The sequence below is a fragment of the Collinsella sp. LCP19S3_B11 genome, from assembly GCF_052121915.1.
Classification (GTDB): Bacteria; Actinomycetota; Coriobacteriia; order Coriobacteriales; family Coriobacteriaceae; genus Collinsella.
Window position 1 is genome coordinate 77,513 of record NZ_JBQKDI010000003.1, and the last position, 20,424, is coordinate 97,936.

The 20,424-nt window shown below is 60.9% G+C and carries 19 protein-coding genes; 15 read left to right on the forward strand and 4 right to left on the reverse strand.

The genetic code is table 11. The features are described 5' to 3' along the window. The first annotated feature begins 88 nt into the window (after positions 1 to 88). The 4 genes from purH to ACTQV4_RS02915 all read left to right on the forward strand — a co-directional run bounded on the left by purH (position 89) and on the right by ACTQV4_RS02915 (position 4,584). Positions 89 to 1,696 carry a bifunctional phosphoribosylaminoimidazolecarboxamide formyltransferase/IMP cyclohydrolase gene (gene purH / locus ACTQV4_RS02900; RefSeq protein WP_441560909.1) on the forward strand — a complete coding sequence of 536 codons (1,608 nt, stop codon included), beginning with the start codon at positions 89 to 91 and terminating at the stop codon, positions 1,694 to 1,696. Between the two features lie 278 nt (positions 1,697 to 1,974). Beyond that, complete coding sequence (locus tag ACTQV4_RS02905) at positions 1,975 to 2,682, forward strand: hypothetical protein (protein ID WP_427718908.1); 708 nt, start codon at positions 1,975 to 1,977, stop codon at positions 2,680 to 2,682. A 177-nt stretch (positions 2,683 to 2,859) separates the two neighbouring features. Then, the gene (locus ACTQV4_RS02910) at positions 2,860 to 3,531 is read left to right on the forward strand and encodes a response regulator transcription factor (RefSeq protein ID WP_427728526.1); all 672 of its coding nucleotides are present in this window, start codon (positions 2,860 to 2,862) and stop codon (positions 3,529 to 3,531) included. 9 nt (positions 3,532 to 3,540) lie between these two features. Next, complete coding sequence (locus ACTQV4_RS02915) at positions 3,541 to 4,584, forward strand: sensor histidine kinase (protein ID WP_441560907.1); 1,044 nt, start codon at positions 3,541 to 3,543, stop codon at positions 4,582 to 4,584. A gap of 251 nt (positions 4,585 to 4,835) precedes the next feature. On the opposite strand, the gene ACTQV4_RS02920 is transcribed toward ACTQV4_RS02915, so the two are convergent. After that, positions 4,836 to 5,273, reverse strand: a complete 438-nt coding sequence (locus ACTQV4_RS02920) for a universal stress protein (RefSeq protein ID WP_154515052.1) — start codon at positions 5,271 to 5,273, stop codon at positions 4,836 to 4,838. A 243-nt stretch (positions 5,274 to 5,516) separates the two neighbouring features. Here ACTQV4_RS02920 and ACTQV4_RS02925 point away from each other — a divergent pair, with 243 nt between their 5' ends. Both ACTQV4_RS02925 and ACTQV4_RS02930 read left to right on the forward strand, forming a co-directional pair. Next, positions 5,517 to 6,497 (forward strand): undecaprenyl-diphosphate phosphatase, encoded by a 981-nt coding sequence (locus ACTQV4_RS02925; RefSeq protein ID WP_441560844.1) that lies wholly within the window; start codon positions 5,517 to 5,519, stop codon positions 6,495 to 6,497. A 146-nt stretch (positions 6,498 to 6,643) separates the two neighbouring features. After that, complete coding sequence (locus ACTQV4_RS02930) at positions 6,644 to 9,547, forward strand: ATP-dependent helicase (RefSeq protein ID WP_441560845.1); 2,904 nt, start codon at positions 6,644 to 6,646, stop codon at positions 9,545 to 9,547. Positions 9,548 to 9,834: 287 nt separating this feature from the next. Here ACTQV4_RS02930 and ACTQV4_RS02935 read toward each other — a convergent pair whose 3' ends face one another. Then, positions 9,835 to 10,767: a type I phosphomannose isomerase catalytic subunit gene (locus ACTQV4_RS02935; RefSeq protein ID WP_441569251.1), complete on the reverse strand. Its 933-nt coding sequence runs from the start codon at positions 10,765 to 10,767 to the stop codon at positions 9,835 to 9,837. A gap of 72 nt (positions 10,768 to 10,839) precedes the next feature. Beyond that, entirely contained in the window at positions 10,840 to 11,559 is a 720-nt protein-coding gene (locus ACTQV4_RS02940; RefSeq protein WP_441016079.1) for a GntR family transcriptional regulator, read from the reverse strand. A 340-nt stretch (positions 11,560 to 11,899) separates the two neighbouring features. On the opposite strand from ACTQV4_RS02940, the gene ACTQV4_RS02945 reads away from it, so the two are divergent. The 3 genes from ACTQV4_RS02945 (at position 11,900) to nhaA (ending at position 15,565) form a co-directional block, all read left to right on the forward strand. Beyond that, entirely contained in the window at positions 11,900 to 12,853 is a 954-nt protein-coding gene (locus ACTQV4_RS02945; RefSeq protein WP_441031332.1) for an ROK family protein, read from the forward strand. A 166-nt stretch (positions 12,854 to 13,019) separates the two neighbouring features. Then, complete coding sequence (locus ACTQV4_RS02950) at positions 13,020 to 13,943, forward strand: manganese-dependent inorganic pyrophosphatase (RefSeq protein ID WP_441031330.1); 924 nt, start codon at positions 13,020 to 13,022, stop codon at positions 13,941 to 13,943. 263 nt (positions 13,944 to 14,206) lie between these two features. Further along, positions 14,207 to 15,565 (forward strand): Na+/H+ antiporter NhaA, encoded by a 1,359-nt coding sequence (nhaA, locus tag ACTQV4_RS02955; protein ID WP_441569252.1) that lies wholly within the window; start codon positions 14,207 to 14,209, stop codon positions 15,563 to 15,565. A 99-nt stretch (positions 15,566 to 15,664) separates the two neighbouring features. Here nhaA and ACTQV4_RS02960 read toward each other — a convergent pair whose 3' ends face one another. Beyond that, entirely contained in the window at positions 15,665 to 15,919 is a 255-nt protein-coding gene (locus ACTQV4_RS02960) for a hypothetical protein (RefSeq protein ID WP_152068465.1), read from the reverse strand. 158 nt (positions 15,920 to 16,077) lie between these two features. Between ACTQV4_RS02960 and ACTQV4_RS02965 the strand changes: the two genes are divergently transcribed. The 6 genes from ACTQV4_RS02965 (at position 16,078) to hypB (ending at position 20,387) form a co-directional block, all read left to right on the forward strand. Continuing rightward, a complete protein-coding gene (locus tag ACTQV4_RS02965) occupies positions 16,078 to 17,382 on the forward strand; it encodes an aminotransferase class I/II-fold pyridoxal phosphate-dependent enzyme (RefSeq protein ID WP_441569253.1) in 1,305 nt (434 codons plus the stop codon). Between the two features lie 66 nt (positions 17,383 to 17,448). Then, entirely contained in the window at positions 17,449 to 17,763 is a 315-nt protein-coding gene (locus ACTQV4_RS02970) for an STAS domain-containing protein (protein ID WP_154515032.1), read from the forward strand. Positions 17,764 to 17,916: 153 nt separating this feature from the next. Beyond that, entirely contained in the window at positions 17,917 to 18,489 is a 573-nt protein-coding gene (locus ACTQV4_RS02975) for a twin-arginine translocase TatA/TatE family subunit (RefSeq protein WP_441569254.1), read from the forward strand. After that, complete coding sequence (gene tatC / locus ACTQV4_RS02980; protein WP_427718932.1) at positions 18,489 to 19,286, forward strand: twin-arginine translocase subunit TatC; 798 nt, start codon at positions 18,489 to 18,491, stop codon at positions 19,284 to 19,286. Before ACTQV4_RS02975 ends, tatC begins: the two co-directional genes overlap by 1 nt. Before the next feature lie 6 nt (positions 19,287 to 19,292). Next, positions 19,293 to 19,649, forward strand: a complete 357-nt coding sequence (gene hypA / locus ACTQV4_RS02985) for a hydrogenase maturation nickel metallochaperone HypA (RefSeq protein ID WP_441569255.1) — start codon at positions 19,293 to 19,295, stop codon at positions 19,647 to 19,649. A gap of 54 nt (positions 19,650 to 19,703) precedes the next feature. Continuing rightward, the gene (gene hypB, locus ACTQV4_RS02990) at positions 19,704 to 20,387 is read left to right on the forward strand and encodes a hydrogenase nickel incorporation protein HypB (RefSeq protein ID WP_152068470.1); all 684 of its coding nucleotides are present in this window, start codon (positions 19,704 to 19,706) and stop codon (positions 20,385 to 20,387) included. Positions 20,388 to 20,424: the final 37 nt, after the last annotated feature.

Sequence of the window (20,424 nt, forward strand, 5' to 3'; positions counted from 1 at the left end):
CAGTATTTTCAATGCCGCTGCGCGAGCGCTGCAGATCGACGTATCACCGACTCACAGAGCACGGCGGCGTACCAGACAGGAGGACTGCATGGGATCTGATGTGAAGATCGCACGCGCGTTGATCTCGGTTACCGATAAGACGGGCGTCGTCGATTTCGCACGGACGCTGGTTGACGACTTTGGCGTCGAGATCATCTCTACGGGCGGCACGGCTCGTGCCATCGAGGACGCGGGCGTTCCCGTAACCCCCATCGAGGAGTTCACGGGCTATCCCGAGATGATGGACGGCCGCGTCAAGACGCTGCACCCCAAGGTTCATGGTGCACTGCTGGCTCGCCGCGATTCCGAGCAGCACATGCAGGAGGCAGCTCAGCACGGCATTAAGCTGATCGACCTGGTCGTCGTCAACCTGTACGAGTTCGAGAAGACCGTCGCCAACCCCGAGGTCACCTTTGCGGATGCCATCGAGCACATCGATATCGGTGGCCCTTCCATGCTTCGCTCTGCCGCCAAGAACGCCGCGAGCGTTACCGTCATCTCCGACCCGGCCGACTATGATGCCGTCCTGGCCGAGATGCGCGAGACCGGTGGCTGCACCACGCTTTCCACCCGTCGTCGCCTGCAGGTGAAGGTCTACCAGACTACCGCCGCCTACGACACGGCTATCTCCCGTTGGCTTGCTGCCCAGGCAAGCGACGTGGCGGACACCTCTGCCAAACTCGAGGTCTCGCTGGAGAAGGTCGACGACCTGCGCTATGGCGAGAATCCTCAGCAGAAGGCTACGGTCTACCGCTTTGCCGATGGCTGCGAGAACTCCGCGAGCTCGCAGTTCCCGCTCGTGGGCTCCGAGCAGATTCAGGGCAAGCCGCTCAGCTACAACAACTATTTGGACGCCGATGCCGCTTGGAACCTGGTTCGCGAGTTCGACGAGCCTGCCTGCGTGATCCTCAAGCATCAGAACCCCTGCGGCTCCGCCGTTGCCGAGGACATCACGGCTGCCTACGACCGCGCCTTTGCCTGCGATCCCAAGAGCGCTTTCGGCGGCATCATCGCCTGCAACCGCGAGGTTCCCTTTGAGCTGGTTGAGCACTTTGCCGATCAGAACAAGCAGTTCGTCGAGGTCATCATCGCCCCGAGCTACACCGCCGAGGCGCTCGATCGCATGGCCAAGCGCCCCAACCTGCGCGTGCTGGCTACCGGCGGCGTGGACCACGGCGCCAAGGTGGAGCTGCGCTCCATCGACGGCGGCATGCTGGTGCAGGAGGTCGACCACGTGATCGAGGATCCCGCGACCTTTACGTTCCCCACCGACCGCAAGCCCACCGATGCCGAGATGGCCGAGCTTGAGTTTGCCTGGAAGGTCTGCAAGGGCGTCAAGTCCAACGCCATCCTGGTCTCCAAGGGTAAGGCCGGCATTGGCATGGGCCCGGGCCAGCCCAACCGCGTTGACTCCGCACTGCTTGCCTGCGAGCGCGCCGAGGACTTCTGCGAGCGCGAGGGCGTGGAGAAGGGCGGCTTTGCCTGCGCAAGCGACGCGTTCTTCCCGTTCCGCGACAACGTCGACGTGCTTGCTGAGCACGGCGTGACCTGCATCATCCAGCCCGGCGGCTCCAAGCGCGACGACGAGAGCATCCAGGCCTGCAACGAGCATGGCATCGCAATGGTCTTCACGGGCGCCCGCCACTTCCGCCACTAATGATCGTTACGCGGTTTTACCAAACCGCGTAACTGCTCGACGCTGCGCCGGCCCCAAGCACCTTATCTCGCCGCTCAAACCGTCGCTCGCGTACAGAAGTACGCGTCGCTCCTCTTTCGCGGCGACCTGAGGCACTTGGGTCCGGCTCGCTGGCTTATGCTCCACCAGCGGTATTTGCTCGCCCCGAGCTAAAGCTATCTATTGCCGTCCGTGCCGGTTGGTGCAGGCGGCTTTTTTGGGTATAACGGTGCGGTGTATGTTTTTGAGAAAGGTTGGATATGGCCGTTGTGGATGATGCCGAGCTGTTTGGCAATGCCGAGGACCAGCGTGCGTACGAGGACTTTTGCGCCAATCAGGAGGCGGTCGAGAAGTTTACGCTCGACAAGCCCGCGCTTGTCTGCCGTTGGCGTATGTCCAACAAAAAGGTGCCCATGCTCAACCGTCATATTCGTGCGCTGTCCGAGCGCCTGGTGCAGGGCGAGCCGCTCACCCATAACATGCTCAGCTGGGCCAAGCAGCACGTTGAGTGGTCGCTTGCCGAGGGCGATTACACCGCGCGCGACGGCGTGCTCATGCTGGTGATCGACGTTAACGGCAATGCCGCCATGACGGTGGGGGAGTACGAGCCGCTGGCCGATACTTCGGCCAAGGCGCTGCGTGCCCGCTCCGCCGAGGCCCGCTCCGAGGCCGACGAAACCGGCGTGGCGCCCGAGCTGCTCGCCGCCGTCAACAACGGCGAGCTGGTCTTTGTGGCACCGGCGGACGAGTGCCTGTGTGGCACGGCGACGCTTATCGAGCAGCTGGCCCAGACCAAGGGCATCCCGGTCACGCGCGTGGACATTCCCGCGCAGCTCAAGGGCGCGCTGTTCCTGGTGAGTGACGAGCACGGCGTGGTCCCTGCCGCCGAGACGGACGCCGTCGAGTCCGACGCCGCTACGGTTGCCTTCTTTGCCGAAGGCTACGAAAAGCTCCGTGCCCGCCGCTAAATGTTTTTCCTGGGACGGGGATTTAATAATCATTTGATCCTCGCTCCCGTTGCGAGCGAGGGGCGAGCCAAACGCTTTCGTTCGCGAACAGTTCTGTCACCTTGGTGCCTCGCGAGGCACGCACCTGCGGCTCCGCGGTCATAATGGGGCAAGACAACCAAGAGGGGAGCGGAATCCATGGCGCTGATCTATGTCGTTGAGGACGACGAGCGCATTCGTCGTGAGCTTGTCGACATCCTTGCCCGCGCCGGGTTTGAAATCGAGGCCTGCGAATCGTTTGAGCATGTCTCGCGCGATATCCTTGCCGCCGCGCCCGACCTGGTGTTGCTCGACCTCACGCTTCCCGTCAAGGACGGCCAACATATCTGCCACGAGGTTCGCCGCGAATCCGAGGTTCCTATCATCGTCCTCACGTCGCGCACGACCGAGATCGACGAGGTCATGGCCATGACGCTTGGCGCGGACGACTTTGTTCCCAAGCCTTACAGCGCCCGTGTGCTCGTGGCGCACATCAATGCGTTGCTGCGCCGCACCGCGGCGGCGGGCGATCGCAGCACGCTCGTCCACAAGGGGCTGGAGCTCGACCTCGCCCGCTCCATGGTCACCAATACGGCAACCGGCGACAGTACCGAGCTCACCAAAAACGAGCTGCGTATCCTCTCGCTGCTCTTGGGCCGCGCGGGCAAGATTGTCTCGCGCTCGGCTATCATGCAGGACCTGTGGGACTCCGACGCCTTCGTGGACGACAATACGCTCACCGTCAATATCAACCGCCTGCGCACCACGCTCGAAAAAATCGGCATCAAGGGGTATTTGACGACGCATCGCGGCCAAGGCTATTCGGTCTAGGGGCCGGTTATGTCGTTTGCCAAGTTCTTTAAAGATGCACTGCTTCCCGTTGCCGTGTGGATCTGCGGCGTGCTGCTGAGCTGTTTTGTACTGACGGTCGCCGGCGCCCCGGCATCCATCGTGGTCGTGGCGGTCGGTGTGTCCTTTATCTTTGGCATGCTGGGCATCGTGATCGAGTACGTGCGCCGTCGTCGTTTTCTGTGCCAGCTGGAGCGCGCGGCAGAGGAGCTGGGGAGCCCCGCATGGGTGCAGGAGATGGTGCAATGCCCGACCTATGCCGAGGGCGAGCTCGAATATGAGGTCTTGCGCCGGGTGGGCAAAGCCGCTTGCGACGAGGTGGCGGAAGGCCGGCGCCAGACCGATGATTACCGCGACTATATCGAGAGCTGGGTCCACGAGGCCAAGCTGCCCCTGGCGGCGGCTCATCTGATTTTGGAAAACCTGGACGGCAGCGAAGACGACCTGTCGCGCGTGGATGACCTGGGTCGCGAGCTGGCTCGCGTGGAGCGCTATATCGATCAGGCGCTGTACTATGCGCGCTCGGAAGTCGTAGAGCGCGACTACCTAATTCGCCGTTGGGGTCTCAAGAGCTTGGTGACGGGCGCGATTAAAGCCAACGCGCGCGAGCTCATTGCGGCGCACGTGGCTCCGGTGTGCGAGAACCTCGACTTTGAGGTGTTCACCGACGAGAAATGGCTCGAGTTTATTCTGGGCCAGCTCATTCAGAACAGCATTAAATATGCGCGTGAGGACGGCGCGAAGATTGTGTTTTCGGGTGCGTTGCTGGACGAGGGCCTGGCAAACGAGCGCATCGAGCTTACCGTCGCGGACAACGGCTGCGGCGTGAGCGCGGCTGACCTGCCGCGCGTGTTCGAGAAGGGCTTTACCGGCGATAACGGCCGCACCACCAAGCGCGCAACGGGCATCGGCCTCTACCTGGTGGCGCGCCTGTGTTCCAAGATGGGCATCGACGTCACCGCGGCATCCGACTCCGGCGAAGGCTTTGTCGTAACATTCGCTTTCTCGACCAACAAGTTTCAATACTTCGAGTAGTCGGGCCGTCTTGTGGTGCGGATGGCTATGTTCCCGAGCGTGAACATGGCTATGAGGCTAAAAAAATCACCCAAACAAAACGTGCCGCCCGACCAGGGCGGCACGCCATCTCTCTATTCAGCTAACTCGCTGAAGTACGGTGACGAAGGCGCAAGGCCGGGAGGGGTTATCTAAGCCGACATCCCGCAGCCGCGAAGCGGCGAGGACGTCGGCGTGATAACCCCGCAGGCCTTGCGCCGGCGGGAAGGAACCTACTTCACGACCAGAATGTCGCAGTCGGTGTTGCGCAGCAGGAATGTCGAAATCGAACCCAGGAGCGCATACTTGATCGAGGAAAGGCCACGAGCGCCGCAGAGCACCAGATCGGGCTTGACCACGTCGAGCATCTCGTCCTTGAGCGTCTCGCGAATACGGCCGGCGCGAATCATGACTTCGACCTCGGGAATGTTGGGATTAGCCTTGGCCTCTTCGAGCTGCTTGGCGATGGAGTTCTTAAAGGCCTCCTCCAGGCCGTTGACCAGATCGACCGGATAGGAACCGGCGCTCTCGAGCGCCGTGGAATCGATGACGTGACCGATGATCAGCTTGGCGCCATTGTTTGCGGCGACCTTGATAGCGCGTGTGAGCACAAAATCCTGCTGCTCAGTACCGTCGAGTGAAACAAATACCTTGGTATAGCCCTCGTTCATGGTTTCCTCCTTGGTCTATCGCACGGGCGCGGGGCTCGTGCATCGGACGACGTGTTGGCCGCCGGACACTTTAGCTTGTTGCAGTTATACCCAAGGATTTCGGTTTGACCGCTCGCAATTCTGTGAACGGGCGAGATTTTTGGTAAGGGTGGGCGCGGCCGCGGCCGAACGGTTGATAATGGGACATCGCCCGCAACCGTCCGCAGAACAACTATCGGCGGGTGACAAACGAGGGGGGTCCCTTTGGATATCATCGAGCTTCTAAAATCTGCCTTCATGGGCCTGGTCGAGGGCATCACCGAATGGCTGCCCGTTTCGTCGACGGGCCACATGATCTTGGTGGACGAGTTCGTCAAGATGAATGTGAGCGAGACATTCTGGAATATGTTCCTGGTCGTGATTCAGCTTGGCGCCATTTTGGCCGTTTGCGTTCTGTTCTTCTACGACTTAAATCCGTTCTCGCCCAGCAAGGGCAAGGAGGGTCGTCGCGACACCTGGGTGCTGTGGGGCAAGATTGTGCTTGGCTGTATTCCCGCCGCGGTGATCGGTCTGCCGCTCAACGACTGGATGGAGGAGCATTTCTATAACGCTCCCGTCGTGGCGCTGGCGCTCATCGTGTACGGCGTGTTGTTTATCGTGATTGAGAACTGGCGTGCAAGTAAGCGCGAGAACGCCGCTCTTGCCGATTCGTTTGGTTCGCGTGCTGTGGTGGCGGGCGGGCGTCCCGCCGGTGCACACTTCGCGGCGCCTGCGGCGGATATTGCCGAAGACAATGACGATGACGAGGATTTGGATTTTGGATCCATCGCCACGCTCGAGGACCTGAGCTGGAAGACCGCATTGGGTATCGGTTGCTTCCAGGTGCTTTCGTTGATTCCGGGCACATCACGTTCCGGCTCCACCATCATCGGCGGCCTGCTGCTGGGCTGCACGCGCTCGGTGGCGTCCAAGTTCACGTTTTTCCTGGCCATTCCCGTTATGTTTGGCGCGAGCGCGCTCAAGCTGGTCAAGTACTTCGTTAAGGGCGGTACGTTTGGCACCAACGAGATTGCCATTCTGGGCGTGGGCTGCGTCGTGGCCTTTGTGGTTTCGCTTATTGCCATCAAGTGGCTCATGGGCTTCGTTCGCCGTCACGACTTTAAGTGCTTTGGCGTCTACCGCATTATTCTGGGCATCGTGGTGCTCGCGTACTTCTTTGTTCTGGAGCCTATGCTCGGTCTGTAACTTGGTTGACGCTGCGCGGCGGCCAGAGCGCGGCGCACGGAGTCGTGGTGTGATTTGCGTCGGTGTCCGCGCGGCTCGGTATACTGGTACGGCTCAAACTATGGCGCCGCCCGCAGGCGCGCCGTCCGTCAGATGAGGAGTCGCCCATGACCCAGCCCTTGCCCTGGGAAAAGAACGCCGCGGTACCCGTGCCGCCCGCGCCGGAATCCGTGCCGCTCGATGCATACACCGCCCCCGCTGCGCCGGAGCCCGAGCTCGTTCCGCTCGACATCTACGACGCTCCCGCGCCGGCACCCAAGCCCGTCAAGCCGCTCGTCGACATTGACAGCCTTAATCCCGCCCAGCGCGAGGCCGTCCTGACCACCGAGGGCCCGTTGCTGGTCCTCGCCGGCGCAGGCTCGGGCAAGACTCGCGTCCTGACCTTCCGCATCGCGCATATGCTCGGCGACCTGGGTGTTAAGCCTTGGCAGGTTCTTGCCATCACGTTTACCAACAAAGCCGCGGCCGAGATGCGCGAGCGTCTGACGGCGCTCATTCCCAGCGGTACCCGCGGCATGTGGGTGTGCACCTTCCACGCCATGTGCGTGCGCATGCTGCGCGAGGACGCCGACCTGCTGGGTTACACCGGTCAGTTCACCATCTACGATGACGATGACTCAAAGCGCATGGTGCGTGACATTATGCAGGCGCTCGGCATCGAGCAAAAGCAGTTCCCCATCAACATGATTCGCAGCAAGATCAGTTCGGCCAAAAACGCCATGATCGGCCCCGAGGACATGCTCAAATCCGCCGATAGCCCCAACGACAAAAAGGCCGCGCAGGTCTACCTGGAGCTGGAGCGCCGCCTTCGCGCTGCCAACGCGATGGACTTCGACGATTTGCTCGTGCGCACACTCGAACTGCTGCGCACCCGCCCCGAGGTGCTCGACAAGTACCAGGAGCGCTTCCGCTACATTAGCGTCGACGAGTATCAGGACACCAACCACGTCCAGTACGAAATCGCCAACCTTCTGGCCGCCAAGTACCAAAACCTCATGGTTGTGGGCGACGATGACCAGTCCATTTACAGCTGGCGTGGCGCCGACATCACCAACATCTTGGACTTTGAGCAGGACTTTAAAAACTGCAAGACCGTTAAGCTCGAGCAGAACTACCGCTCTACGGGCCATATCCTAAACGCCGCCAACGCCGTGGTGCGCCACAACTCGCAGCGCAAGGACAAGCGCCTGTTTACGGCCGAGGGCGATGGCGAGAAGATTCAGGCCTTCCAGGCGAGCGACGAGCGCGACGAGGGCCGCTGGATTGCCGGCGAGATCGAGAAACTGCATGCCAAAGGCACGAGTTACGACGACATCGCCGTGTTTTATCGCACCAACGCCCAGTCGCGTATTCTCGAAGATATGTTTCTGCGCGCGGGCGTGCCCTACAAGATCGTGGGCGGCACTCGATTCTTCGACCGTGCCGAGATTCGCGACGTCATGGCCTACCTCAAGATGATCGTGAACCCGGCCGACGAGATGAGCGTCAAGCGCGTCATCAACACACCGCGCCGCGGCATTGGCTCCACCTCAATCCAAAAGATCGAGCAGCTGGCACGCGACAACCGTTGCTCGTTCTTCCAGGCTTGCGAGATCGCGTGCGCCGAAACCGGCATGTTTAGCGCCAAGGTGCGCAACGGCCTGTCGAGCTTTGTCTCACTGGTGCGCGAGGGCCGCCGCATGGACGGCGAGCTCAAGGACGTTGTCGAGATGATCGTCGATAAGACGGGCCTGCTGCAGGCGTTTCGCGCCGAGGGCACCATGGAGTCCGAGAGCCGCGCCGAGAACATCCAGGAATTTCTGGGCGTTGCCGCCGAATTTGAGGAGACGCACGAGGATATCGAGGGTACGCTCGAGAGCCTAGAAGAGCTGCGGGCAGCCGGTGTTGCCGATGTGCCTGCCGGCGCCGAGCCCGAGCCCGTCGTGGTGAGCGTGTCTGCGCCCGAACCGGGGCCATCTGCCCCGGCATCCTCGTTTGAGGCGCTCGTCGGCGCCCGTGACGCCGCGGGCTCCAATCCGCTCGATGGCTTGGCCGCTCCGGCGCTGTCTCCGCAGGATGCCCTGGCCGCCGCCATCGCAGGCAACGCGTATGCCGCGCCGACGGAGCTGCCGGCGGGTGCCGTGCATGCCGGCGAGATCGAGCGTACCTACGGTCCGCTCACCTGTAAGGCGCTGCCGGCACTCATGGAATGGCTGGCCTTGCGCTCCGACTTGGATTCCCTGGCCGGCGAGACGCATGCCATTACCATGATGACCATCCACTCCGCCAAGGGCCTGGAGTTTCCGGCGGTGTTCGTGGCCGGCATGGAGGAGGGTATCTTTCCGCACGTGCACGACTTTGGCGGCAGCGATGATCCGGGCAAGCTCGAGGAGGAGCGTCGCCTGGCCTACGTCGCCATCACGCGTGCCCGCAAGCGCCTGTTCTTGACCTATGCGGCCACGCGTCGCACCTACGGTTCGACCTCCGCCAACCCGCGTTCGCGCTTTCTCAACGAGATTCCGTTTGAGGATATCGAGTTTAGCGGTATCGGTTCTGCCGGTTTTGAGGGCACGGGCTGGGAGAAACGCGGCGACCGTCGCGGCACCTTTGGCTCGGGCATGGGTTCGGATATGTATGGCGGCAAGGTGTTTGGTTCGCATACGCGCTCGACCGGCGGTTCCGGTTCGCGCGGTGGATCGAGCTTCGACGATTTCTTTGGCGGCAGCAGCTACGGGACCGAGCGCCATCGTGGGGTCTCGCCCGACGCCGGTCGCGTTGCCTCGACCTTTGGCTCGGGCGCACCGCGAGCCAAAAAGCCGTCGTCCAAGGTGTCCCCAACAGTGGAGCGCAAGGTCGATCGCGCCAGCGCGTCGCAGGACTTTGCCGCGGGCGATACCGTGAGTCATAAGACCTTTGGCACGGGTACCGTGATCTCGGTCGCTGGAGACATGATCGAGGTCCAATTCGAAAAGACCGGCCAGACCAAAAAGCTAATGAAAGGCTTCGCTCCGATTGTTAAGCTGAATGCCTAACTGCGAGGTTGGCCGGGCGCGCCGGGGGCTTTGGTCGCCTGCTCGGACAGTCCTGCTCGCACGGAGAGCACATTAAGTGCTCTCCGGCTCGTGCGGAACTCGCGATCGACCAAAGCCCCCGGCGCGCCCTCTTCCTTGTGGCGTTTTGGCCTGCAGCTTTCGAACCTCGCTCTGCTCGTTTGCTTTTTGATCTGGAGAGCCGGGTGGGCTGATAGATAGATACGAGTAGGGGCTCTTCCGTACATGGTCGGGAGAGCCCCTTGTTGCGTTTTGGTTGTTGGCGCGACCTAGAGGTGGCTGATAATCAGTTCCATCTGGCCTTCGAGGTCAATGGAGCTGACGGTGCTGGGTGCCAGCAGGTGACTTCCCTTGTGGACGGGGTCGCCGCAGACGGTGCCTTCGCCGTCGATGACCGACAGGCACATGAAGGGCCAGCGCTGCTCCAAGGTCTTGCTGCCGTCGACGCGCACGCGATCGACGGTGTAGCAGGAGTTAGACTCGAGCTCGGTTACGCCGTTCACCTCGGGTGCGGTTATCGTGCCGTCGGTCGGAGCCTGAGCGTCAAAATCGATGCAATCGAGGCTCTGCTCAATGTGCAGCGGACGCAGTTTGCCGTCGGTGCCGGGACGGTCGTAGTCGTACAGGCGATATGTCACGTCGCTTGACTGCTGCGTCTCCAAAATGAGCGTGCTGGTCTTGATGGCGTGCACGGTACCGGAATCAATCTGGAAAAAGTCGCCCTTGTGGATCGGCAGCACGTTGAGCATGTCGTCCCAACGGCCTCCCTCGATCATCTGTGCGGCCTCGGCGCGGTCATGCGCGCGCTGGCCGACGATGATCGTGGCGCCGGGCTCGCAGTCCAGGACATACCAGCACTCGGTTTTGCCCAGGCTGCCGTTCTCGTGCTTGGCGGCGTACTCGTCGTTGGGATGAATCTGGATCGAAAGGTCGTCCTTGGCGTCCAGAATCTTAACGAGCAGCGGGAACTCCTTGCCCTCGCACCTGCCAAAGAGCTCGCGGTGCTCGGCCCACAGCCACGACAGCGTGTGGCCGGCATACGGGCCCTCCGCAATCTGGCAGTCGCCGTTGGGGTGGGCCGAGATGGCCCAACACTCACCGATGGGACCCTCGGGAATGTCGTAGCCAAATACGGTTTCGAGCTGGCGGCCGCCCCAGATCTTCTCGTGGAAGATCGGCGTCAGTTTAATCAAATCGGACATATTCATACCCCATTGTGTTGCGCGGGCGTTGCACAAACAGCTCAAAACGAGCGCCCGCATGACTACAAAAACCTATGCCAACGTTACGTTGTGCAACTCAAAGCGGTCGCCAACGTTGCGCGAGACCGAATACTCAAAGGCCGCGCCGCTGTCCAAAAAGCCAATCTGGTTGAGCTCGAGCAGGGGAGAGCCAGGTTTGGTGTCCAGGCGCTCGGCTTCTTCCTCGGTTGCTGCCACGGCGCGAATGGTACGGTGGAAGCTCGAGATCTTCAGCCCACATTGCTCGCGGATAAAGCGGTAGACCGATCCGTACAGGTCCTTCTTTTTAAGGCCCGGAATCAGCTCGAGGGGCATGTAGGTGTACTCGATAACGATGGGCTTCTCATCGGCCTGACGCACGCGCACGATGTGATAGGCAAAGTCATCCTCGGCAATTCCCAGCTGGGCTGCGATGTCCGCTGGTGGATTAACAATCGAGAAATCGTAGACCACCGAGGTCACCTTCTCCCCGCGGTGCTCATACGAAAAGCCCTGGGCACGGTCGTTTTTGCCCTGGAAAAACGCCTGGCCGGGAAGCCCCGCCGTGTCCTTAACGTAGGTACCCGATCCACGACGGCTGGTAACAAGACCTTCCTCGGTGATTTGCTCGATAGCTCGTTTGACGGTGATTTTGGAAACGCTATAGAGCTCGCAGAACTCAACGACGGTGGGAAGCTTGTCGCCTGGTTTAAGAGCGCCATCCTCAATACTTCGACGAATATCTGCAGCTATCGCCTCGTATTTGGGAATCATGGGACCTCCTTTCCAACTTTATTGAGTATAAAAGAAAGTATACTCAACACCTAAGTATCCCTATTGAGTCATTGAAAAGTTCGATAGATATATTACTAAAAGTCGCTTTGCGCTAAAAATAAAAGCGCTCTAAATAAATATACATTCGAATAATGTCGTGTTGAGAAATCTAATCGGTCCGAGGACGGGGCCGAACCGATTTAGCACCCAGCGAACCGAATCCTGTATTCTGCATTTCCCCAGATAAAACCTACCAAAACAAACCTGTCCCTTTTTGGTATGTTTTTGCCTTGGGAGCGGTACCATACAGACAATGTTTAAACGAGAAAGGCGGGCCCCTATGGAACCTAAGCAGTACTACATCGGCATCGACGTCGGCGGCACTTCGGTTAAGGAGGGCCTGTTCGATGGGGATGGCAACCTGCTTGCGAAGGTCAGCGTGCCCACGCCTCCCATCGTTGACGCTGCGGGCTTTGCCGCGGTGACCGAGGCTATCGACCAGGTGGTCGCCAAGGCACAGATTCCGCGCGCCTTTGTGGCGGGCATTGGCCTTGCTGTTCCGTGCCCCATTCCGGCAGCGGGCGATGCCAAGGTCAAGGCCAACATTGCCATTAACCTGCCCGAGTTGAAGATCGCCATTCAGGAGCACTGCCCCGATGCGGTCGTTAAGTACGAGAACGATGCCAACGCCGCTGCCATGGGCGAGGCTTGGCTCGGTTCTGCCAAGGACGTGCAGAATGTGGTGATGGTCACCATCGGTACCGGCGTGGGCGGCGGCGTTATCGTCAACGGCGATGTGGTGTCGGGTGTTGTGGGCGCCGGCGGCGAGATTGGCCATATGTGCCTGAATCCGGCTGAGGAGCGCACTTGCGGCTGCGGCGGCCATGGCCACCTGGAGCAGTATTCCAGCGCCACCGGCGTGGTGAGCAACTACCTTGCCGAGTGCAAGAAGGCGGGCGTCGAGCCCATCGAGCTCACCGGCCCCTCCGATTCCAAGGACGTGTTCCAAGCCTGCCGCGAGGGTGATAAGCTCGCGCTGGCCGCGGCCGATACCATGGCCGACTATCTCGGCCGCGCCCTGGCGCTTATTGCCAACGTGGTCGATCCCGAGATGTTCCTGATCGGCGGCGGCGCCTCCGCCTCGGCCGATGTCTACCTCGATAAGGTTCGCGAGTACTTCCAGCGCTACGTGCTTTTCGCCTCGCGCGAGACGCCCATTAAGGTTGCCTCGCTCGGAAACGACGCCGGCATCATCGGTTCTGCCTACGTAGCCCTGCGCGCCGCCGGTAAATAGCTGGTGCAAGGGGGCCAGGTTACTTTGCACCAACATGGTGCAAAAGGGACAGCCTTGGCCCCCATACCTGCCACAAAATATGCCGTGGCCCTTCCGTCCCCAAAGGCCAGCTGCCAGCGTGCTACCATAGCTACGTCTAAGTAAACATACCAAGTGGAGGATACCCATGGCAAACGTTCTTGTCTTTGGTCACCAGAACCCCGATAACGACGCCATCATGAGCGCCGTCGTTCTGTCTCAGCTGCTCAACCAGGTTGAGTATGCCGGCAACACCTATGAGGTCTGCACTCTTGGTCAGCTTCCGGCAGAGTCCGCCAAGCTGCTCGCAGACGCCGGCATTGCCGAGCCCCGCGTGATTGAGTCCGTCGAGGCCGGCCAGCTTGTCGTTCTCACCGACCATAACGAGTCCGCCCAGTCCGTCGCCGGCCTTAAGGACGCCACGGTCTTTGGCGTCGTTGACCATCACCGCATCGGCGACTTTGAGAGCGCCGGCCCGCTGCACTACATCTGCCTGCCTTGGGGTTCCAGCTGCACCATCGTCACTAAGCTCGCCGGCGTGCTCGGCGTTGAGCTTTCCGACGTTCAGGCCAAGCTGCTGCTCTCGGCCATGATGACCGACACGCTCATGCTCAAGAGCCCCACCACCACCGATGTCGACCGCGCCGTCGCCGCCAAGCTCGGCGAGCAGGTGGGTGTCGACCCGGTCAAGTTTGGCATGGAGGTCTTCCTTACCCGTCCGTCCGGCTCCTTCACCGCAGCCGAGATGGTCGGCAACGACATCAAGATGTTCGAGCCCGCCGGCAAGAAGCTGCTCATCGGCCAGTACGAGACCGTCGACAAGAGCCGTGCGCTCGGCATGATCGACGAGATCCGCGAGGCCATGCGCGCCTACGCCGCCGAGAAGGGTGCCGACGGCATCGTCCTGTGCATCACCGACATCATGGAGGAGGGCTCGCAGGTCCTGCTCGAGGGCGAGACCGAGGCCGCTCAGAAGGGCCTGGGCATTGCCGACGAGCACGACGGCGTCTGGATGCCGGGCGTCCTCTCCCGTAAGAAGCAGGTCGCTGCCCCCATCATGGCCGCCTGCTAGGTTTTGTAGCCTGCTACGACCGGACCGCGGACGCCCCGCGCTCCGGTCGTTTTTTATGCGTCGGACCGCGTCCTCTATTGGACAGGGGCGCCCGTACCGTCGGGCAAATAATGTTCAACCTGTGGTTCCGCTTTTCGGCCACGCCTGCGTGCTTGTCGTGCAGGGTAGGCTAGATGCAAGCGTAATACGTTGGAGCGCGGTGCCGCCACTTGGGCGGGCCGTGCTTTTTTAAGACGGGAGCTTTCCCGTGAAAGGAGCCGCCCATGGCAGCAACTGAGCAGCTGTTCAACGTTCGTGAGCGCAAGCGCTTTGAACGTCATGACATCTGGGAGCGCATCGCCGAGAACGGCACGATTTCCGCCGCCGTCATGGTCATCGCCGCCATCGCCGCCGTTATCTGCGCCAACACCGATGTCTACGAGGCTATCCATCACTTTTTGGAGACCCCGCTGTATGTGGGTCTGGGCAACCTTACGGCTGGCCTCACCGTCGAGCTTTTCGTCAACGACTTTCTCATGGCGATCTTCTTTTTGTTGGTGGGCATTGAGCTTAAGTACGAGATGACGGTCGGCGAGCTCAAGAATCCGCGTCAGGCCATGCTTCCCATGCTGGCAGCCGTGGGCGGCGTCGTCGTTCCCGCCTGCATCTACCTGATCTTTAACCATGCCGGCGCCCGCAACGGTTGGGCCATCCCCATGGCAACCGATATTGCCTTTGCGCTGGGCGTGCTGTCGCTTTTGGGCAATCGCGTGCCCAACGGCGTGCGCGTGTTCTTCTCGACGCTCGCCATCGCCGACGACCTCATCTCCATCGCCGCCATCGCCATTTTCTACGGCCAGAGCCCCAGTCCGTTTTGGCTGGGTGCCGCTGCAGTTGTGACCTGCGCACTTGTGTGGCTCAACAAAACTCAGCATTATCGCCTTGCCCCGTACTCGGTGCTTGGTCTGCTGCTGTGGTTTTGCATGTTTAAGAGCGGCGTGCACGCCACGCTTGCCGGTGTCATCCTGGCCTTCACCATCCCGGCCAAGTGCGGTGTTAAGCTCGATAGCCTTACCGATTGGCTAGGCGAGTACCTGCCGTTGCTCGACGACCGTTACGACGACGAGGCGCACATCCTGGGCCAGCACGACTTTACCTTTTCGACTACCAAGGTCGAGCGTGTCATGCACCGTGTGACCCCGCCGCTCATCCGCATGGAGCGCCTGATCTCCACGCCGGTCAACTTTGTGATCCTGCCGATCTTTGCGTTTGTCAACGCGCAGGTTCGCCTGGTGGGCGTGGACATGAGCGTGCTGCTTACCGACCCGGTGACCCTCGGCGTGTACTTTGGCATGCTGCTGGGTAAGCCGATCGGTATCTTTGGCGTGACGTTTGCCCTGGTCAAGCTTAAGGCTTGCGAGCTGCCTCATAACGTTAACTGGCATATGATCGCCGGCGTGGGCATTTTGGGTGGCATCGGCTTTACCATGTCGATCCTCATCAGCGGTCTCGCCTTCCCGACGGCCCAGTTCGAGGTTCTGGCCGCCAAGGCCGCCATTCTTGCCGGTTCTGTTACCGCGGCCGTGCTGGGCATGATCTACATGAGCGTGGTCTGCAAGCACCCTTCGCCCAAGGACGAGTAGGAGCGCGAAAACCGGGCCGGACATGCCCCGGATGCCCTCGTGTGAAAAAATGCCGTTTGTGAGCACTGTCACAAACGGCATTTCATTTATTTGCCATTTTTATTCCACGGTGCCGTAGACGGCGCCCCAGCCGTGGGCGGCAAGGGCCGAGTTAAGCTGGTCGCAAAGCGATTGGCGGTCGTAGTAGCCGGGCGGCAAAAGATTCACGATTTCCATGAGATCGGGCGCCAGGTCCAAGATCTCCGCCTGAACGATTAGATCCAGGCGGTCAATGGCCTTACGGTCATAAAACAAGCCGTCGACCAGACGCTGCAGGTCTCCGAACTCCTCGGCTTGAAAAGAGCCGTATTCCATACTGCCTCCTTGGATGTGCCATGCGGCTATACGGGTCATACGGTGGATATCGTAATTCATTGCGATGGACTTAATCTATCACGGCTTCATACCGTTGCGGCGGTAGCGGTCTATACTTAGACAAACTGCAACGTCCCGCTTTGCGAAAGGTCGCACCCATGCAGACGATCTACCAGAAGATGGAAACCACCGAACTCGATGCCGCCATCGAGGCGCTCAAAGCCGAGGTTGCCGAGGTCAAGGCCAAGGGCCTGGCGCTCGACATGGCGCGCGGCAAGCCGTCGCCCTCCCAGGTGGACATCTCGCGCCCCATGCTCAATATCCTCAATGCCGACGCCGATCTGCACGACGGTAACGTCGACTGCTCCAACTACGGCTGCTTTGAGGGCATTCCCTCGGCACGCAAGCTGGCGGGGGAGTTCCTGGGTTGCCCCGCCGATCAGACGCTCGTACTGGGTTCGTCGAGCCTTTTGATCGAGCACGATATCGCCGGTATGTTCTGGCGCTGCGGCTCGTGCGGCAGCGAGCCTTGGGAGGCTTATGAGGCCGCGCACGACGGCAAGAAGGTCAAGTTCCTGTGCCCGGTTCCCGGCTACGACCGTCATTTTGGCATCACCGCCGACCTGGGTATCGAGAACGTCCCCGTCGCGATGACCGGCAGCGGCCCCGACATGGAGGAGGTAGAGCGCCTGGTTGCCGCCGACGACTCCATCAAGGGCATCTGGTGCGTGCCCAAGTATTCCAACCCCACGGGCATCACCTTTAGCGAGGACACCGTGCGCCGCTTGGTCGAGATGCCCACCGCCGCGCCCGATTTTCGCATCTTTTGGGACAACGCCTACTGCGTGCACGACCTGTACGACGAGACCGACGAGCTCGCCAACATCTTCGATCTTGCCCGCGCGGCGGGTACCGAGGACCGCGTGGTGGCATTCGCCTCGACGTCCAAGATCACCTTCCCGGGCGCGGGCATCGGCTTTATCGGTGCGAGTCCCGCGGTCATCGCGGAGTTCTCCAAGCGCCTGAAGGCCGGTCTTATCAGCGCCGACAAGCTCAACCAGCTACGCCACGTGCGCTTCCTTCCCACCATCGAGGCGGTCAAGGAGCACATGAAAAAGCATGCCGAGTTCTTGCGTCCGCGCTTTGAGGCCGTCGAGCGCAAGCTCACTGAGGGCCTGGGCGATACGGGTTGCGCTACTTGGACGCATCCCCGCGGCGGCTACTTTGTGAGCTTTGATGGCCCCGAGGGCTCGGCCCAAAAGGTCGCCGCGCTTTGCGCCGACCTGGGTGTCAAGCTCACGCCGGCAGGTGCCACCTGGCCTTATGGCAAGGACCCGCGCGACACCAACATCCGCATCGCGCCGAGTTATCCCACGGTCGAGGACCTGGAGGCCGCACTCGACGTGCTGGTGCTGGCCGTCAAGCTCGTCGCTGCCGAGCTTGCTCGTGCCGAGCGCGCCTAACGCGTAGGGCCCCGTAAATCCGCATCCAGTACCATCCGCACTCTCGATACGCAAAGGAGCGTATACATGGATTTGGGTATTTCCACCAACCCCACGCCGGAGCTCTACACCATCAGGGTGACCGGTGAGATTGATATCTCTAACGCCGACAGCTTGCGTAACGCCATCGACTTGGCGCTCGAGCAGCCAACCGAGGCCGTTGAGCTCGACTTTGCCCAGGTAAGCTATATCGACTCGACAGGTATTGGCGTACTTGTGGGCGCCGCGCACCACGCAGCCGATCACGACAAGCGGTTTGGCTGCGTCAACGTGCAGCCCCCGGTGATGCGCGTGGTTCAGTTGTTGGGTGTCGACCAGGAGATTTCAATTACGGCGGCATAAGCCCTGCCCCAAAAAGGGCGTGCCGTTTGGTATATGTTTGTGATGCGCTCGGATGTTTTGACGTCCGGGCGCTATACTTGACCGAATGAATAGACGAGTTCCGGCCGAATGGCGCGGTGCGGGCTCGACTCACATCGAGCCTTGGAGGTATGTGTGTTTGGTATTGGAGAGGGTGAGCTCGCGATCATCGTGGTCTTCGGCTTTTTGCTGTTTGGCCCGGATAAGCTCCCGCAGATGGGCCGCACGATCGGCCGTGCCATCCGTCAGTTCCGCGAGACGCAGGAAAAGATGACGGCTGTTGTTCAGTCCGAGATTATCGATCCGGTAAGCGAGGCCGCTTCGGCTCCGGTCAAGCCCAAGAAGGCTGCCGTCGATGACGATTCCGATGCGGACGAGGATGCCGTCGAGACGGCCGCGCCCGCAAAGAAGGAGACCTTTGCCGAGCGCCGTGCCCGCCTTGCCGCCGAGAAGGCCGCGAGTGAGGGTGCTGCCGAGGACGAAGGTGCTGCTGGTGAGGCTGAGGGCGCCGAGCCTGCCGCTGCCGCCGTCGAGCCCGAGCCTGCTGCAGAGCCGGAGCCCGAGCCCGAGCCGGCAGAGCCCACGACGGCTGACCTCTACGCCCGTCGTCCCCGAAAGCGCAAGGCCGTCGTCGACCAGCTCGCTCGCGAGCTCGAGGCCGAGGACGACGCCGCTGCCGCCCATGCCCCGAAGGGAGGCGATGAGTAATGCCTATCGGACCTGCGCGCATGCCGCTCTTCGATCATCTGGGTGAGCTCCGTCGCCGCCTAACCATCGTGGTCGTGTCAGTCTTTGCCGCCGCCATCGTGCTGTATTTCGCCACGCCCGTGGTACTCGACATCCTGGAAGACCCCATCCGCTCCTTTGTGCCGGACGGTAAGTTCTACATCACCACCACGCTCGGCGGCTTTGGTCTGCGCTTTTCGCTGGCTCTCAAGATGGCCGTTGTCATGTGCACGCCTATGATCATTTGGCAGATTCTGGCGTTTTTCCTGCCGGCGCTTCGCCCCAACGAGCGCAAGTGGGTTGTGCCCACGGTGCTCGCCTCGACGGTGCTGTTCTTCCTGGGCGCAATCTTTTGCTACTTCATCATCATCCCTGCGGGCTTTGAGTGGCTCATCGGCGAAACCTCGGCCGTCGCTACGGCGCTGCCCGATCTGGAGAACTACGTCAACATGGAGCTGCTCTTTATGATCGGCTTTGGTGTGGCGTTTGAGCTGCCGCTCATCATCTTCTACCTTTCTGTCTTCCATATCGTGTCCTATGCGGCCTTCCGCGGTGCCTGGCGTTACGTATACGTTGGCCTGCTTGCGGGCTCGGCTGTGATTACGCCCGACGGCTCGCCCGTTACACTGGGTCTCATGTATGGCGCCCTGCTCTCGCTCTACGAGATTTCGCTCGCCATCGCCCGCGTGGTCATTACCGCGCGCGATGGCAAGGAAGGCTTGTTTGTGAGCCGTCTGGATCTGTTCTCGAACGACGACGAGGACGACGACGAGGAGTAAATCCGTATGCACGAGGTTGGCATTGTCAACGGCATACTCGATACAGTGATTCGCGCGGCGCGTGGGGCGGGGGCCTCGCGCGCTGTTTTGGTAACGCTGCGCATTGGGGATATGACCGAAGTTGTGCGTGAGGCGCTCGACTTTGCGTGGGAGACGTTTCGCGACGAGGACATACTCACGCGCGGCTGCGAGCTTGCCGTGGAGGAAGTCCATCCACAAAGCGAGTGCCTGGACTGCGGCGAGGCCTTTGAGCACGACCGCTTCCATTGCCGCTGTCCTCAGTGTGGCGGCACCAACGTGCGCCTGCTGCACGGACGCGAGCTCGACATCGCCAGCATCGAGATCGAAACCCCCGACAATTAACCAGCCTGCCATTTGGGGACGGGGTATAAATGGTAGAAGTAAGGAGTGCCGAGTATGGCCGAGAAAACTATTGATATCGCATCGCCGATTCTGTCGCGCAATGAGCGCCTGGCAGATCAGCTGCGTCAGCGATTCAAAGAGACAGGCACCTATGTGATCAATGTGCTGTCGAGTCCCGGCTCTGGTAAGACCACCACGATTCTGGGCACCAACGAGCGTCTGCGCGACAAAGCCGGTCTGCGCTGTGCCGTCATCGAGGGCGATATCGCCTCGGATGTCGACGCCATCACCATGAAGGAGGCCGGCATGCCCGCCATTCAGATCAACACGGGCGGTCTGTGCCACCTCGAGGGCAACATGATCATGGAGGCCGTTGACGCGTTCGACCAGGCAGTGGGCCTTCAAAACATCGATGTTATCTTTATCGAAAACGTGGGCAATCTGGTCTGTCCGGTCGACTTTGACCTGGGCGAGAACCTATCCATCATGATTCTCTCGGTGCCCGAGGGCGACGACAAGCCCATTAAGTACCCGGGCATCTTCCAGCACGCTGGCGCACAGCTGCTCAACAAGGTCGATGTGGCCCCGGCTTTCGATTTTGACATGGATAGGTATACTAAGACACTCGATGACCTCAATCCGCAGGCGCCGCGGTTTGCCGTGAGCGCACGCAAGGGCGAGGGCATGGATGCCTGGTGCGATTGGCTCATCGGGCAGATCGAACAAACAAGGGCGTAAGTCGGCCGTCGTACGTGCGGGCGCAGCCGCAGACACA